15 protein-coding genes are annotated in these 15455 nt (G+C 50.6%); all 15 read left to right on the top strand.

Annotation, left to right across the window (positions count from 1 at the left end):
* Positions 1-37: 37 nt before the first annotated feature.
* Entirely contained in the window at positions 38-1261 is a 1224-nt protein-coding gene (livM, locus tag ACKU4E_RS07020; protein WP_320170368.1) for a high-affinity branched-chain amino acid ABC transporter permease LivM, read from the top strand.
* Entirely contained in the window at positions 1254-2054 is an 801-nt protein-coding gene (locus ACKU4E_RS07015; protein WP_320170367.1) for an ABC transporter ATP-binding protein, read from the top strand. Before livM ends, ACKU4E_RS07015 begins: the two co-directional genes overlap by 8 nt.
* Positions 2047-2754, top strand: a complete 708-nt coding sequence (locus ACKU4E_RS07010) for an ABC transporter ATP-binding protein (protein ID WP_320170366.1) — start codon at positions 2047-2049, stop codon at positions 2752-2754. Before ACKU4E_RS07015 ends, ACKU4E_RS07010 begins: the two co-directional genes overlap by 8 nt.
* A gap of 286 nt (positions 2755-3040) precedes the next feature.
* Positions 3041-4498 carry an IMP dehydrogenase gene (guaB, locus tag ACKU4E_RS07005; RefSeq protein WP_320170365.1) on the top strand — a complete coding sequence of 486 codons (1458 nt, stop codon included), beginning with the start codon at positions 3041-3043 and terminating at the stop codon, positions 4496-4498.
* Between the two features lie 15 nt (positions 4499-4513).
* Complete coding sequence (gene guaA, locus ACKU4E_RS07000) at positions 4514-6061, top strand: glutamine-hydrolyzing GMP synthase (RefSeq protein ID WP_320170364.1); 1548 nt, start codon at positions 4514-4516, stop codon at positions 6059-6061.
* Between the two features lie 306 nt (positions 6062-6367).
* Complete coding sequence (gene tatB, locus ACKU4E_RS06995; RefSeq protein WP_320170363.1) at positions 6368-6778, top strand: Sec-independent protein translocase protein TatB; 411 nt, start codon at positions 6368-6370, stop codon at positions 6776-6778.
* Entirely contained in the window at positions 6775-7950 is a 1176-nt protein-coding gene (gene tatC / locus ACKU4E_RS06990) for a twin-arginine translocase subunit TatC (protein WP_320170362.1), read from the top strand. The genes tatB and tatC overlap by 4 nt, the downstream gene beginning before the upstream one ends.
* A gap of 35 nt (positions 7951-7985) precedes the next feature.
* A complete protein-coding gene (gene hisB, locus ACKU4E_RS06985) occupies positions 7986-8573 on the top strand; it encodes an imidazoleglycerol-phosphate dehydratase HisB (RefSeq protein ID WP_320170361.1) in 588 nt (195 codons plus the stop codon).
* The gene (locus ACKU4E_RS06980; protein ID WP_320170360.1) at positions 8573-9232 is read left to right on the top strand and encodes a hypothetical protein; all 660 of its coding nucleotides are present in this window, start codon (positions 8573-8575) and stop codon (positions 9230-9232) included. Before hisB ends, ACKU4E_RS06980 begins: the two co-directional genes overlap by 1 nt.
* On the top strand, positions 9229-9957 hold the full coding sequence (hisA, locus tag ACKU4E_RS06975; RefSeq protein ID WP_320170359.1) for a 1-(5-phosphoribosyl)-5-[(5-phosphoribosylamino)methylideneamino]imidazole-4-carboxamide isomerase: 729 nt from the start codon (positions 9229-9231) through the stop codon (positions 9955-9957). Before ACKU4E_RS06980 ends, hisA begins: the two co-directional genes overlap by 4 nt.
* A 41-nt stretch (positions 9958-9998) precedes the next feature.
* Positions 9999-10205: a heavy metal-associated domain-containing protein gene (locus tag ACKU4E_RS06970; protein WP_320170358.1), complete on the top strand. Its 207-nt coding sequence runs from the start codon at positions 9999-10001 to the stop codon at positions 10203-10205.
* A 236-nt stretch (positions 10206-10441) separates the two neighbouring features.
* Positions 10442-12148, top strand: a complete 1707-nt coding sequence (locus tag ACKU4E_RS06965; RefSeq protein ID WP_320170357.1) for an FAD-dependent oxidoreductase — start codon at positions 10442-10444, stop codon at positions 12146-12148.
* A gap of 194 nt (positions 12149-12342) precedes the next feature.
* A complete protein-coding gene (locus tag ACKU4E_RS06960; protein ID WP_320170356.1) occupies positions 12343-12738 on the top strand; it encodes a response regulator in 396 nt (131 codons plus the stop codon).
* A gap of 171 nt (positions 12739-12909) precedes the next feature.
* Positions 12910-13296, top strand: a complete 387-nt coding sequence (locus tag ACKU4E_RS06955; protein WP_320170355.1) for a DUF3568 domain-containing protein — start codon at positions 12910-12912, stop codon at positions 13294-13296.
* A gap of 73 nt (positions 13297-13369) precedes the next feature.
* The gene (locus tag ACKU4E_RS06950) at positions 13370-15367 is read left to right on the top strand and encodes a histidine kinase dimerization/phosphoacceptor domain -containing protein (protein WP_320170354.1); all 1998 of its coding nucleotides are present in this window, start codon (positions 13370-13372) and stop codon (positions 15365-15367) included.
* Positions 15368-15455 lie beyond the last annotated feature (88 nt).

Below are 15455 nucleotides of genomic sequence, written 5' to 3'. Positions count from 1 at the left end.
CTGCTGACCAAAAAAAGAAAAACGGATATATTTTGATATGGACGGCTTGAAAAAATCAATAGTGGCTGGCTTGTGGTTCATGTTTCTGACCCTGCCCATTATGGGGGTCTTCGTGAACTCGATAGATCAGTCCGTTACCTGGCATCTGGACCGGGTCCTTTATGTGGGGGCGGCCGCGTTTGTCCTTTCTTTTGTCTGGCGTTTCCTGATGGAGCGCAAGGAAAAGGGGCGCAAGGCCGAGGAAGAGTCCGGCAAGGAAAAAATAACCATCATGAACCGGCTGCTGGCCAATCCCAGAATCTACTGGCCTGCTCTGATCGGTATCAGCCTGTTTGCTCTGGCATTCCCGAAACTCTTTTCAATGTATCAGGTCAACGTCATGACCTCCGCACTCATCTACGTGGTGCTTGGTCTGGGGCTGAACATTGTTGTCGGTCTTGCAGGGCTTCTTGATCTGGGGTTCGTGGCCTTCTACGCCGTAGGGGCCTATTCCTACGCCCTGATGAACATGTACTGGGGAATCAGCTTCTGGGTCGCGCTGCCTATCGGCGCTCTTCTCGGAGCATTCTGCGGTATTCTGCTCGGTTTTCCTGTGCTCAGGCTTCGGGGTGACTATCTGGCTATCGTTACTCTCGGTTTCGGGGAGATCATCAGGCTCGTTCTTGAAAACTGGGGTGAGTTCACGCATGGACCTTCCGGGATATCCAACATTGCCAGACCTGAATTTTTCGGGCTTGCCAAGGGATTCGTCGCCCAGGTTGATTTTATGTACTACCTGATGCTGGCCTTGGTCGTATTCACCATTTTTGTTGTCAACCGGCTGAAAAATTCACGTGTGGGCAGGGCATGGCAGGCTCTGCGCGAAGATGAAATCGCGTGCCAGGCTATGGGGATTGACAAGATGAAGACCAAGCTCATGGCCTTCTCCCTGGGTGCTACCTGGGCCGGGATGGTCGGAGTTGTCTTTGCCGCAAAGACAACCTTTATCAACCCTGCATCGTTTACCTTTCTTGAATCGGCAATTATCCTTTCCATCGTTGTTCTAGGCGGTATGGGATCCATCCTCGGGGTTATTCTCGGTGCGCTGGTCCTCATTCTTATGCCGGAATATCTGAGAGAGTTTTCACAATACAGGATGCTTATTTTCGGCGCCACCATGGTGCTGGTGATGGTTTTCAGGCCTCAGGGGCTTGTCCGTGACGTGCGAAAGAAAATAGATATCAGTGCCGTGAAAAAGGCTTTGGGTGACGTCAATGAGTAATGAAAAAAGAACGGTTCTGGAAGTAAAAGGCGTCTGCAAGGACTTCGGCGGCCTGCGAGCTCTTGATGATGTCGATCTTGATGTGAAGGAAGGGGAGATTGTGGCCCTTATAGGCCCCAACGGTGCAGGCAAGACTACTTTCTTCAACTGCATTACCGGTATATATACTCCCACCTACGGGGATGTGAATATTGATCCACGTGGAAAAGGATTCACCCGTATCAACGGGCGTAAGCCGAATAAAGTGACCGAGCTTGGAATGGCCCGTACATTTCAGAATATCAGGCTCTTTCCTTCCATGTCTGTCATCGAAAATGTCATGATAGGTTGTCATTGCCGCACCAAAGCAACTTTTCTCGGTGCCGTACTGCGCGGTCCGGGTACCAGGCGGGAGGAGCAGGAGACTATCCTGAAAAGCTACGAACTGCTGAAGGAGTTGGGACTGGAACAGTTCGCGGATGAACTGGCCCGCAACCTTCCGTATGGAGCACAGCGCCGACTGGAAATTGCCCGCGCCCTGGCTACGGATCCATTCCTGCTGCTGCTTGATGAGCCTGCAGCCGGTATGAACCCGCAGGAAACACTGGAGCTGGAAGAACTCATCGTGTCCATCAAGGAAAGACACAAAATTTCTGTTTTGCTTATCGAGCACGACATGAAAATGGTCATGTCCCTATCGGACCGCCTGTTCGTGCTGGAATACGGACGGGAAATAGCCCACGGTACACCTGAGGAAGTCAGCACGAATCCCGCTGTCATCAAGGCATATCTCGGAGAAGACCTCGATGCTTAAGCTTAAGAACGTAAATACCTACTACGGAAACATTCAGGCCCTGCGCAATATCAATATCGAAGTCGAGCAGGGAGAGATCATAACTCTGATCGGTGCCAACGGAGCCGGGAAAACAACAACTCTCATGACCATAAGCGGGGTTGTGCCTCCAAGGTCAGGAGAGGTTTTGTACAACGGCGTGCCCATTCACAGGAAAAAACCAGACAATATCGTTAAGATGGGTATCTCGCAGGTCCCGGAAGGGCGCCTCATCTTTCCCGATCTGACTATTGTCGAAAATCTGGATATGGGCGCTTTCCTGCGTGATGACAAGGCCGGGATAAAGGAAGATATGGACCATGTCTTCGAACTGTTTCCCATCCTCTGGGAACGCCGCAGGCAGGCCGGTGGTAACCTTTCCGGCGGCGAACAGCAGATGCTGGCCATTTCAAGAGCGCTGATGGCTCGTCCCAAGCTTCTGCTGCTTGACGAACCTTCGCTTGGTCTTGCGCCGTTGATCATCAGACAGATTTTTGAAATAATTAAAAAAATTAATGAGGAGAGCGGGACCACCGTTTTTCTTGTAGAGCAGAATGCCAACCTGGCGCTGAAGACTGCGCACAGGGGTTATGTCATGGAAAACGGGGAGATTACGCTCTCCGACAGCAGCGAGAATCTGCTGGCGAACGAGGACATAAAGAAGGCGTACCTCGGACTCTAACGAAAAGTTAATTGTTGACAAAACTCGGCCCCGCAAATATGCGGGGCCGAACACTTTTAAATATCTTTTCCGTTCCGGCCTTGAGTCCGGCGCGAAAAAGTATATACTCTGTTCAATACAGATTGAAAATCCCGGCAGGGAAGTACCTGCCAGAACCCGAATGAAGCTGACGGCAGCGAGTCCTGTTGACCGCCGGAAGACCGGGCTTAAGCCTTGAGAGGAATCATCTATCTAATGATTTCTCTTTTCTTTTAGATAATATTTCAAATCCTTTTGAGAGGGCAACATGGAAAAGGTAGTAGGTCAGGCTCTGACTTTTGACGATGTTCTGCTTTTGCCCGCCTATTCGGAAGTTCTTCCCGATCAGGTGGACGTTTCCGCCAAACTCACCGAGGAAATCACCCTCGGAATTCCCCTTGTAAGTGCCGCCATGGATACCGTTACCGAGTCCATGATGGCTATTCAGATGGCCCGCCACGGCGGCGTCGGCGTAGTCCACAAGAATATGAGCATCCGCAATCAGGTGCGCGAAGTTGAAAGGGTCAAGAAGTCCGAATCCGGAATGGTCACCGATCCGATCACTGTGCATCCCGATGACACCGTAGGCAAGGCTCTCGACCTTATGGCCGAGTTCAAGATTTCCGGTTTCCCGGTTGTAAAGGGAGATCATCTTGTCGGCATCATAACCAACCGCGACGTTCGTTTCATCACTGACCGCAACACACCCATTTCCGAGGTGATGACCAGCCGCAACCTGATCACCGTGCAGAAAGGGATTTCCTCCGAAGAGGCCAAAAGGCATCTGCACACCAACCGCATCGAAAAACTGCTGGTTGTTGATGAGGAAAACAAGCTGACCGGTCTGATCACCATCAAGGATATCGACAAGGTCAAGAAATACCCCAACGCTGCCAAGGATTCTCAGGGCAGGCTTCGCGTGGGTGCGGCTATCGGCGTCGGACGTGACCTGATGGACAGAAGCTCCGCTCTTGTCCAGGCCGGTGTCGACTTTCTTACCCTTGACTCCGCTCACGGACATTCCAAAGGAATTCTGGACGCCATCCGCGAACTGCGTTCATGTTTTCCGGATACCCAGATCATCGGCGGCAACATCGCAACCTATGACGGCGCAATGGCTCTGATTGATGCCGGTGTAAATGCCGTTAAGGTCGGTATCGGCCCCGGTTCCATCTGCACCACCCGTGTTGTTGCCGGAGTCGGCGTTCCTCAGGTCACCGCCATCATGGAAGCCGCCAGAGCCTGCCAGGAACGCGGTGTATGCGTTATCGGAGACGGCGGGATCAAATTTTCCGGTGATGTTGTCAAGGCACTGGTCGCAGGAGCCAACACCGTCATGATGGGCTCCATGTTTGCCGGAACCGATGAAAGCCCCGGAGAAAAAGTTCTTTATCAGGGTCGCAGCTACAAACTCTACCGCGGCATGGGTTCCATTGACGCCATGAAGAAGGGCAGCTCCGACCGTTATTTCCAGAAGGACACCAACAAGCTGGTTCCTGAAGGTATTGTCGGCAGAGTTCCCTACAAGGGACCCGTTTCCGACAGTATCTACCAGATCATCGGCGGACTGCGTTCCGGCATGGGTTATGTGGGATGTGCCAACATCGCAGAAATGTCTGAAAAGGCCCAGTTTACCCGCATGTCTCCCGCAGGATTCAAGGAAAGTCACGTCCACGACGTAATCATTACCAAGGAAGCTCCCAACTACCGGGTTGATTCCTACTAATCTTCAGGAGTCGTCATGCAGCACGATAACAAAGTAATCATTCTGGATTTCGGGTCCCAGTTCACACAGCTGATTGCCCGCAGAATCCGTGAGGCGGGAGTGTATTCCGAAATTCACCCCTGCAACGCGGACCCTCGGAAAATCAAGGAACTCAGGCCCGGAGCGCTGATTCTGTCCGGCGGACCTTCGTCCGTACTGGAAAAGGATTCTCCGCAGCTTGACCGCTCTCTGCTGGAGATGGGCGTACCCGTACTCGGCATCTGCTACGGTATGCAGCTGATGACCAATGATCTGGGCGGAAGAGTTGTTTCCTCCTCTGATCGAGAATACGGTCGCGCTGAATTCTGTGCATCCGGTGACTGCGTTCTCTGGGACGGTATCGACGATGCCGACAAGCTCACCGTGTGGATGAGTCACGGAGACCGTGTGGAAGCAATTCCCGAAGGTTTCAAGGTCTGCGGTACTACCGAGTCCATTCCTTTTGCGGCCATGGCCAATGAGGAAAAGAAAATGTACGCTCTGCAGTTCCACCCGGAAGTTGCTCACACCGAGAGCGGTACGACAATCATAAACAACTTCATATTCAAAATAGCCGGACTGCAGGCCGACTGGTCCATGTCCTCCTTTGTGGAAAGAAGCATTGAAGAGATGCGTGAGAAGATCGGGGACAACAAGGTTGTTCTCGGACTTTCCGGCGGAATCGATTCCACGGTTGTTGCAGTTCTGCTGCATAAGGCCATCGGAAAAAGACTGCACTGCATCTTCGTGGATAACGGTCTGCTGCGCATGCACGAAAGGGAAGAAGTAATCGGATTTCTCGAAGAGCACTTCGACCTGAATGTGAAATGCGTGGACGCTGCAAGGCTGTTCCTTGATAAGCTTAAAGGTGTTGAGGATCCCGAGAAAAAACGCAAGATCATCGGCTACACGTTTATCGACGTGTTCAATGAGGAAGCCACTGCGCTCAAGGACGTCAAGTTTCTTGCTCAGGGAACCCTTTATCCCGATGTTATCGAGTCCGAATCATTCAAGGGCCCTTCCGCAGTAATCAAGTCCCACCACAATGTGGGCGGACTGCCCGAAGATATGGACCTCGACCTGGTCGAGCCCCTGCGTGAACTCTTCAAGGATGAGGTCCGCAAGGTCGCCTATGAACTGGGCCTTCCGGAACACATTATCTGGAGACAGCCTTTCCCCGGTCCGGGACTGGCTATCCGTGTTCTCGGCGACATTACCGATGAACGCCTTGAAATACTGCGTCAGGCAGATAAAATCGTACAGCACGAAATGCATGCAACCGGCTGGTACCGCAAGGTCTGGCAGGGATTTGCAGTGCTGCTGCCGCTTAAGACCGTCGGAGTCATGGGCGATGATCGTACCTATGAGCATGTCATTGCACTGCGCATAGTGGACAGCATCGATGCCATGACCGCGGACTGGAGCCGTATCCCCAATGATATCCTTGCCCGTATGTCCAACCGGATCATCAATGAGGTCAAGGGAGTCAACAGGGTTGTGCTGGATATCTCTTCCAAGCCGCCGGCAACCATTGAATGGGAATAGTTACCGATAAGTTTGCGGACGACTTCTGTCCGCATCTGTAAAATATACCCGGATTCCGCTCACGGCCTGGATGCTGTGAACGGAATCCGGTTTTTTCGTCCAGAAGAGCCGGATGTTGCCAAAATATTACATTAACTTGAATCGGGGCCAATTTCGGGTTGGATAATACGTAGATAAAGTTTCCGAAATCGGTTACAAGACTTCAGCAATTCGTGTGGGGGCCTGCGCGGCAAATCCTTTTAGGGAACAGGGTGCAGGCTTGCAGTATGTACAAGGTTTATCCGCCACAATGAACAAGGATTAAATATGTTCGGTATCGGTTCAACAGAACTTCTTGTTATTTTGGTCGTGGCCCTGATTCTTATCGGGCCCCAGAAGCTCCCTGAACTTATCAAAAATCTTGGACGCGGTCTTTCCGAAGTCAAGAAGATGTCCAATGATGTGAAGAATACTCTGGATGCTGAGATTTCAGCTGCTGATGACGAAAGGAAGGCCAAGGAAGCAGTGGAAAAGGAAGCTGCCCGTAAGAAAGCGGAAGCTGAGGCCATGGAGCGCGCTCGCCAGGCAGAGGCGGAAAAACAGCAGCAGACTGACGATACTGACTCCAAGCCCGAAGCAGAACAGCCGGTGGCAGAAAATTCTGTGAAGCAGGAAAAAGCCGAGGCCGGAGAAACTGCAGAAACCGCAAAGACCGAAGCCGAGGGTGAAAAGGCATGAGTCCGGCGGAGAAAGATTCGCACGAATTAGAAAAGGAGAACCCCGAAGAAACGGAAAAGGTTGAAGAACCCTCTGAACAGTCCGGGGAAAATCCAGAAGACGCTGAAGACGCGGCCGGTAACGGCGGCAATAGCGGGACGGATTCGGAAACCGCCCTTCCTGCCGAAAGCAACGGCGATATTGTAGCAGCGGACAGCGGGGATGCTGAGGAAGATGATGAGGAGCTTGATGAAGACGAAGCTCCCATGACTTTTCTTGAGCACCTTGAGGAACTGCGCAAGCGTTTCATACGAATTTTCATAGCCTGTGCAGTCGGTTTTCTGGCCTGTTATTCTTTTGCCAAGCCTCTTTTCTCTCTGCTCATGGCTCCGCTGGTGGCGGTTCTGCCGGAAAACTCCACACTCATTTTTACTTCCCTGCCCGAAGGGTTTGTAACTTACTTGAAAGTGGCCTTTGTCGCCGGGATTTTTGCAGTCTCGCCGTACATCTTTTCCCAGGTATGGGGATTCATTGCGCCGGGGCTTTACGAGCATGAGCGGAAATGGATGATCCCGCTGGCTTTTCTTTCCGCATTTTTCTTCGTGGGAGGAGCACTTTTCGGATATTATGTGGTGTTTCCCTTCGGATGTGAGTTTTTTATGGGCTTTGCCGATGAGTTCATCAGGCCGATGCCCACCCTGAATGAGTATCTGGGCTTTTCGCTCAAACTCCTCTTTGCCTTCGGTGTGATTTTCGAGCTTCCGCTGTTTATTTTCTTTCTCGCCCGTCTGGGTGTAGTCACGGCTGAAGGGCTTCGCAGCAAGCGTAAATATGCCATACTGGTATGTTTCATCTGCTCAGCTATCCTGACTCCGCCGGATGTCATGACTCAGACGCTGATGGCCGCACCGCTTATCCTGCTGTATGAAATAGGCATATGGGTAGCCTACTTCTTCGGTAAACGCGGCGGACGCAAGGCTAAGAAGCAAGCCGGAGGACCTGATGATTCCGGACCGGATTCTCCCGGACCTTCCGGTGAAGATCAGGCCGGACATGAGCAAGCTGATGCCGGAACTAAACCGGATGAATCTCCTGCTTCGGCTGAAAACGCGGATGTGGATTCTGAAAAATCCCGGAAGGATAAGTCGGTTTCCAAAAGTTCGGGCTACGAAGAAGATATGATTGAAATGTAATGCCCCACGGCGGCACAATATAAGAGAGGTTGATTTTGTCACAGAGATCCGCATCGATTTCCCGCACAACAAAGGAAACGGATATTGCCCTGACCATAAATCTGGACGGGAACGGGCAGACCTCCATCTCGACCGGAGTCGGGTTTGCCGACCACATGCTCACTCTCATGAGTTTCTGGGCCGGTTTTGATCTTGATCTCAAGTGCAAGGGAGACCTTGAAATCGATTCGCATCATACTCTGGAGGATATTGCCCTGGTTATGGGGCAGGCCATTCAGGAAGCCATGGGCGACCGCAAGGGCATCAACCGTATCGGTTTTGCCAAGGTCCCCATGGATGAAGCCCTTGTGGAGGTTGTTATTGACCTTTCCGGTAGAGCCTATCTTGTGTATGATGACGACATGTTGCCCCCGATTATCGCCGGGGACGAGAAGGATGTCTGGCGTGAATTTTTCAAATCCCTTGCCTTCAAGGCAGGAATGAATCTGCACATCAAGTTCGAATACGGACGCAACGGGCACCACCTTCTGGAAGGTGCGTTCAAGGCTCTGGGGCTTGCTTTCCGCAATGCTCTGGCCGTTGAAAGACGAGGTGTTTCCAGTACAAAAGGGAGTCTCGACTGATGATGAAAAGAGTTTTTCCCCTTATCCTGATTTGTGTTTTGTCTCTGGCGTTCCTGAACGGTTGTGCCAGCAAGAGTGAGATTGTGAAGCTGCCGCGCCCGGTGGGAACCATCGCTGTGGCAGGTTTTACCAATCCTGTTTTCAACTGGGAGCTTCTGGCCGGCTACCTTCCCCATGAAGGTCAGCCTATCAAGCCGGAGGTTCTGCAGCAGCTGGATGAGAAAATGGTCGCGGTTCTTGCCCGTCATGGCGTGAAAGGGTACGCCCGTCCGGCAATTACAAGACAATGTCAGGAAATTGAGGTTTTTGAAAATATGGGGTCCCGGCGTGAGGCCGCATTTTCTTATTGGATAAAAGTAGGGGAATGCATGACAGCCGATTACATTCTGGTCCCGCAGGTTATTTTCTGGCAGGATCTTCGCGGAATGAAAAAGGCGGATTACAACATCCAGCCTGCATCCGTTATTCTAGACCTGTACCTTATTGATGTTAACAACAAGCGTATTGTCAGACGCTACCATTTTGACGAAACCCAGCAGCCCCTTACGGCGAATATGCTGAACGCGGATACGTTTTTCAAACGCGGAGGCAAATGGGTCAAGGCCATGGAGCTTGCTGACGAGGCCCTTGAGACTGGACTTACGGAGCTTGGTTTATGATTATTTTTCCCGCGGTGGATATCAAGGACGGCGTGTGTGTACGCCTTTCTCAGGGACAGGCTGACGCCGTTACTGTTTTTTCCAGCGACCCTGTTGCCCAGGCAAATTACTGGGAAAACCAGGGCGCACAGTATCTGCACGTAGTAGATCTGGACGGTGCGTTCAGCGGAGTTCCCAAGAATTTTGAACTGATCCGGAAAATATGTTCCCAATTGAGCATACCCGTTCAGCTTGGAGGAGGCATCCGCGATATAGCTACCGCCTCCAAGTACATTGAAGCCGGTGTTAAGCGTTTGATTATCGGGACCATGGCTCTTGAGGATGAGAAAACATTTGCCGAACTGTGTGCAAAATTTCCGGGCCAGATCGGTGTATCCCTTGACGCTGTAAACGGACAGCTGAAGTCCAGAGGGTGGGTTGAGGATGCCGGAATATCGGTCTTCGACATTCTCCCCCGGATTGAATCCGCCGGTGCTGCGTTTATTATTTACACGGATATCAGCAGGGACGGCATGCAGACCGGAGTGAATGTCAACGCTCTTTCCGATCTTTGTGCCAAAACTAAGCTTCCGGTAATTGCCGCCGGAGGTGTTGCTACCCTTGAAGATATAATAAATCTGTATCCGCTCGCTCCCAAGGGGCTTGAAGGTGCGATTTCCGGCAGGGCCATTTATACCGGTTCTCTTGATTTCGCAGAAGCCATTGAATGGCTGCAGAATAACTAGTCTGAATTTATTTTATCAACTCTGATTCAACGGAGAGGATTATGAAAAAAGTCGAAGTAAAGGGTATGAGTTGCATGCATTGTGTAGCGTCCGTTGAAAAGGCTCTGAGCGGCCTTGAAGGTGTAACGGATGTTAAGGTCAGCCTTGATGACGCCAGCGCCACTTTTGAAGAAGCTGCTCCTGTCGATCCTGAAAAGGTGAAGGAAATCATCAACAAGATCGGTTTTGAAGCCGGAGAGGTTAAGTAGGACCTTTTCTGACTGTTGTTATTAAGTATGGCGGGAATCGGTATACCGGTTCCCGTCTTTTTTTTCGTTTATCTCCATGTTCAAAAGAGCTTTTTCTGCTGAATGCAACCGATGTTTATCAGTCCATCCGCTTGCGTTTATTCCGTAAAATGATTAGTTGCTAAACCAAAGACAATTCCTCTTCTGGACGTTCTAGGTTCAGGAGTAATGTTAATCTCAACGCAGAGGTTCGGTTCATGTCAGAACATGTAGTTGTCATAGGTGCCGTTGCGCTTGGTCCCAAGGCTGCCTGTCGCTTCAAGCGCATCAGGCAGGACGCAAAGGTCACACTCATTGATAGAGATGATGTATTTTCATACGGCGGTTGCGGAATACCTTATTTTGTATCCGGTGATGTTTCGGAAGCAAACCAGCTCCGCAGCACGGCTTTTCACATGGTGCGCGATGAACCCTTTTTCAAGGATATCAAGGGAGTCGATGTGCTTTCTTCCACGGAAGCAACCAGTATCGACCGCGCCAACAAGCAGGTCCACATCAAAAATTTAAAGACCGGAGAGGAAAGCGTCCTCGATTACGATCAGCTCGTAATCGGCACCGGCGCGACCCCCCGCAAACTCAACCTGCCGGGTGAAGATCTTGAGAACGTTTTTTACGTCGGCAACATGCATGACGCTGAACGCATCAAGCAGGGCATAACTCAGGGTAAATACGGCAAGGCCGTTGTGGTCGGCGCCGGGTTCATCGGCCTTGAAATGGCTGAATCCTTTGCCGACATGTGGGGTATAGAGACCACTGTTATAGAAATTTTCGATCAGATTCTTCCGCGTATGTGCAGCCCTGTTCTGGCAAGAATGGGCCAGCTTCATATGGAAGAGCAGGGCGTCAATTTCGTTCTCGGTCAGACAGTTTCAAGCATTGAAGGCAACGGCAAGGTTGAAAAGGTTGTCACTGCCGGAGGCGAGGTTGAGGCTGATCTGGTTATCATCTCGGCCGGAGTTATCCCCAACGACAAGCTGGCCCGTGAATGCGGACTTGAGTGCAGCGAACGCGGCGGTATCATCGTCGACGAGGCCATGCGGACTTCCGATCCGCTGATTTTTGCAGGCGGGGACTGCGTTATCATCAAGAATGCGGTAACAGGTGACCCCATGTTTCTTCCCATGGGTTCAATGGCCAACAGGCAGGGCCGTGTAATCGGCGGCAACCTTGCCGGGCATGATGAAAAATTTCCTCCTGCAGCAGGTTCCTGGGTAGTGAAGATTTTCGAACGGGCCATGTCCGGAACAGGAATGAGTCTCGGTGCTGCAAGGCAGGCCGGATTCGATGCCGTAAGCGTAATGCTCATTATGGCGGACAGGGCTCATTTCTATCCTGAAAAGGACATGATGACCCTTGAAATGGTAGTGGACAAGGCCACGCGCAGGGTTCTGGGTATTCAGGGATTTTCCGCCGGTGGCGATGCCATGGTCGGCCGCATCAACGCGGTTGCTGCAATAATGAAATTTCAGCCCAAAATCGAGGATGTCAGCAACCTTGAGGTCGCTTACTCCCCGCCGTTCGCATCGGCAATGGACGTTCTGAACGCCATTGCAAATATGGCGGATAACGCTCTTTCCGGAATGAACCACGGACAAGGTCCGGATATTTTCGCAGAGTACTGGGCTGACCGTGAAAGCGGCGATTATTGTTTCCTTGATGTCCGCGAACATGCTGATGCCGAGCCTTTCCTGGAAAAATATCCGGAATACTGGCACAATGTTCCGCAGGGTGAAATTCCGCAACGCTATGATGAGATTCCACGCGACAAGAAACTTGTTCTCGTGTGCAATACCGGAGGCCGTTCCTATGAAGCGCAGGTAATGCTTGACGCTCTTGGCTTCAAGGAAGTTCTCAATACACATGGCGGGATGGCCGTCATCAAGGCTTACGGAGTGGACATCTAGTTTAAGCCCTGATAGTTGATATGAGCGCCGTTCCTTGTAAGAGGGGCGGCGTTTTCTTTTCCGGTATGTTTTTTTATCTTTTGTGAAATAAATATTTTTCCTGGTTGCTATGCATTTATCTTTTCTTTATTCTTGAAGTTAATCTTTCAGATGGATAATTGTCTGCCATAAGCATAATAAGGAAGTGAGGGCGTATGAGGTTCCTGATTATTGATGATGATGAAGCCGTCCATATGTATTTAACACAGCTTTTGTCGCCGTATGCACGCTGCGAAGCCGCTTTCAGCGGTGCAGAGGCGATTGATATGTACAGAAAAGCGCATGAGGAAAATGAACCGTATACCACTGTTTTTATGGATATCCTTATGCCTGAAATGGATGGGCATGAGGCTACACGTAAATTGCGTGAACTGGAAAAGGAACTGCTTGTAACCGGTCCGGATGAATTCAAGCTGGTAATGATTACCTCTTTGAAGGATACCAAGAACGTCAGTCAGGCCTTTTTTAAAGGATATGCCAGTTGTTATATAGTGAAGCCGTTCAATAAAGTTCATGTCATGAGCGAACTACGTGAAAATCACATCCTTTAATCCACAGCAATAATTTTGTTTTCAAAGCGGTCGTTTTAGGCCGCTTTTTTTGTTTGTGGTAATTGGATCCATTGCCGGACCTATGGAGTTGACGGACGGTTAAGTGTGGTACATATTCGTCCCGACACCGCTTATGAACCTGTTTAATATATCTGAAGGGAGAATTGACCAATGTCTGTTAAAAAGATTACTTCACTGGTTCTCATGATTTTCCTCTGTCTATCTGTTTCCGGTTGCGGAGTTGTTCTGCTGGGTGGTGCTGCTGCCGGCGGAACATATGTATATGTTGCAGGAAAAGCCACGCAAAAGTATAATGCCGATCTGGGCACTACCTATAAGTCCGCTATTGCAGCCTGCAAGGAACTTAATCTCAAAATAGACAGCGCCAAGAAAAGGCTCAGTGACGCATCAATCAAAGCTGTCGATGTTGATACAACCGTTTATATTGATTTGAGCAGTTCCTCGTCCAAGGTTACCGAGGTGACCGTGCGTTACGGAATTCTCGGTGATGAACAGGCGTCTTCCCGCATTCTGGCTGCGATAAAAAAGAATTTATAGCCGAGATACAGCTGGTCCGGGTGGATTATTGTAATATCCGGATCAGTATTTACCGCGTGTCTTCGGAGTAAAAATGAATACCTACCATGACTCCAATGAAGGGAGCCCCGAAAATGATCCGGAACAGGAACGGGCATGTCCTGTTCTGGCAAAAGTCCACTTACGTCATGCCCCCGGTTCAGGGCTTGGAAGTTCTGGTCATTCTGATTGTCGCACCTCGATAGGTCACTGCATCCGGCTGGTTGAAAATATCGATCAGGGGGTGCTTGTCTTTGATCAGTCGAATGAAATTGTTTTTATGAATAGAAGTGCCTGCGACCTTTTAGAGACAGAGCTTTCGGCATTCAATATTGCTAAATTTCAGTCCCTGTTCCCCGCTAAGGAACTGCAGTTGTTTGAGAAACATTTTTCTTCTGCCTGGACCTGCGGACATGTTGAAAAGTGCGACTGCAGGCTTCAGCTGCCTTCCGGCAATCCTCTTGATCTGCGCCTGAAGTTCGTTCCCCTAAGTTCTTCCGGGGGGAGGCCTGAGGGAATGCAGGTGATCATCGCGGATATAACTTTTGAATACAAAATCATGCAGGAGCTTAAACAGTCCGAAAGAATGTCCCGTGCCTTGTTTGACGGTGCAGGTGATGCCATTTTTGTTCACGGAGTGAACGGAAGGTTTACCGATGTCAACAAGGTCGCCTGCGAGCGGCTGGGGTATTCGCGAGCGGAGTTGCTGACAATGACTCCAGCAGAGATTCGTGCCGATAGCAGCGATACCTTTTTTGCCGGATTGCCGGACCGCGCAGGAAGGGCCAAGGGAGTCGAGGAGGTCTACCTCGTAACCAAAGACGGAACACAGCTCCCCGTGGAAGTAAACTCCCGCATGATCTGCCTGGGCGGGAAAAATAAAATGCTGACCATTGCCAGGGATATCGCGGAACGCGTTGATGCCTACAAGACTTCCGCCCTGAATCGTAAGCGCTTCAAGGCCCTGTATGAAATGGCCCATATGAATGAAACGTCCATCCATGCATTTTTTGAATTTGCCATCCGCCACGGCATTGAACTCAGTGAGAGCGAATACGGCTTCATTGTCCGGCTTGAAGGGCACGGCAGCAGTGTGCAGTTCCATGACTGGATCAGTATGGACAGGGCAGGGATTTCAGGAATTATTCCAAAACCGGACAACCTTGCCGAATGCGGTTCATGGGTGCAGGCCATCACCGGTAGGACCTCTTTTTACTGCAACAACGTGGATCAGCATGAGTGTCTGCAGCCGTTCCCGGACGGCCTTGTTGATAACTATCTCGCTCTTTCCATTTTTGAGGCCGGTCGGGTTGTTGCTGTTGCTGTTGTTGCCAAACGCAATGGCGATTACACCGGCGATAATCTCAGAAATCTTGAACTTCTTTTTAACGGGATGTGGAACGTTCTGGGTCGGAGGAAGTCCGAGCAGCAACTACGGCAGTCCCTGCGTGAAAAGGAAACCCTGCTCAAGGAAGTTCATCACCGGGTAAAAAACAATATGCAGGTCATCTGCAGCCTTCTGAATCTGCAAACGGATTATATAAGTGACCCCAAAGACCTTACCCTGATCAGACACAGCATAGACCGGGTTCGCTCCATGGCCTACGTTCACGAACAGCTGTACCGTTCGGACGACCTTACCAGCATTGATTTCGGCCAGTATATATCCGGATTGGGTCTCAAGTTGTTCAGTTCATACGGGGTGGCGAATACAATCAATTTTTCGACACGACTGGAAGCCATCATGCTGCCGATTGAGCAGGCCCTGCCTTGCGGGCTGATAGTAAGCGAATTGATAACAAACGCTATCAGCCATGCTTTTCCGCAGGAATACGCGGATAAACCCAAACAGGTTTCAGTGGAACTGTTTCTTGAAGGTGATCTGGTTATTATCAGCGTAGCGGACAATGGAGTCGGGTTGGCAAACGGATTGGAACGGTCCGGAAGCCTGGGACATGTGCTTATTGATACTCTGGTCAGTCAGATAGGCGGAACGCTGGAAAGAAAGGAGGACAAGGGAGCCAGGTTTATTATCAGTTTCAGGGCCCGTTAAGGCGATCCCCCCTTTAAGGATTAATCTGTAAAGGAGGGATCATTTTTGGGTGCTCTGTTTCAGCGAGTTCCGTTTTCTTCGGTATGGC

Origin of the sequence: Maridesulfovibrio sp. (assembly GCF_963677005.1) — a bacterium.
GTDB lineage: Bacteria > Desulfobacterota > Desulfovibrionia > Desulfovibrionales > Desulfovibrionaceae > Maridesulfovibrio.
This window is presented reverse-complemented; position numbering and strand designations above follow the sequence as displayed.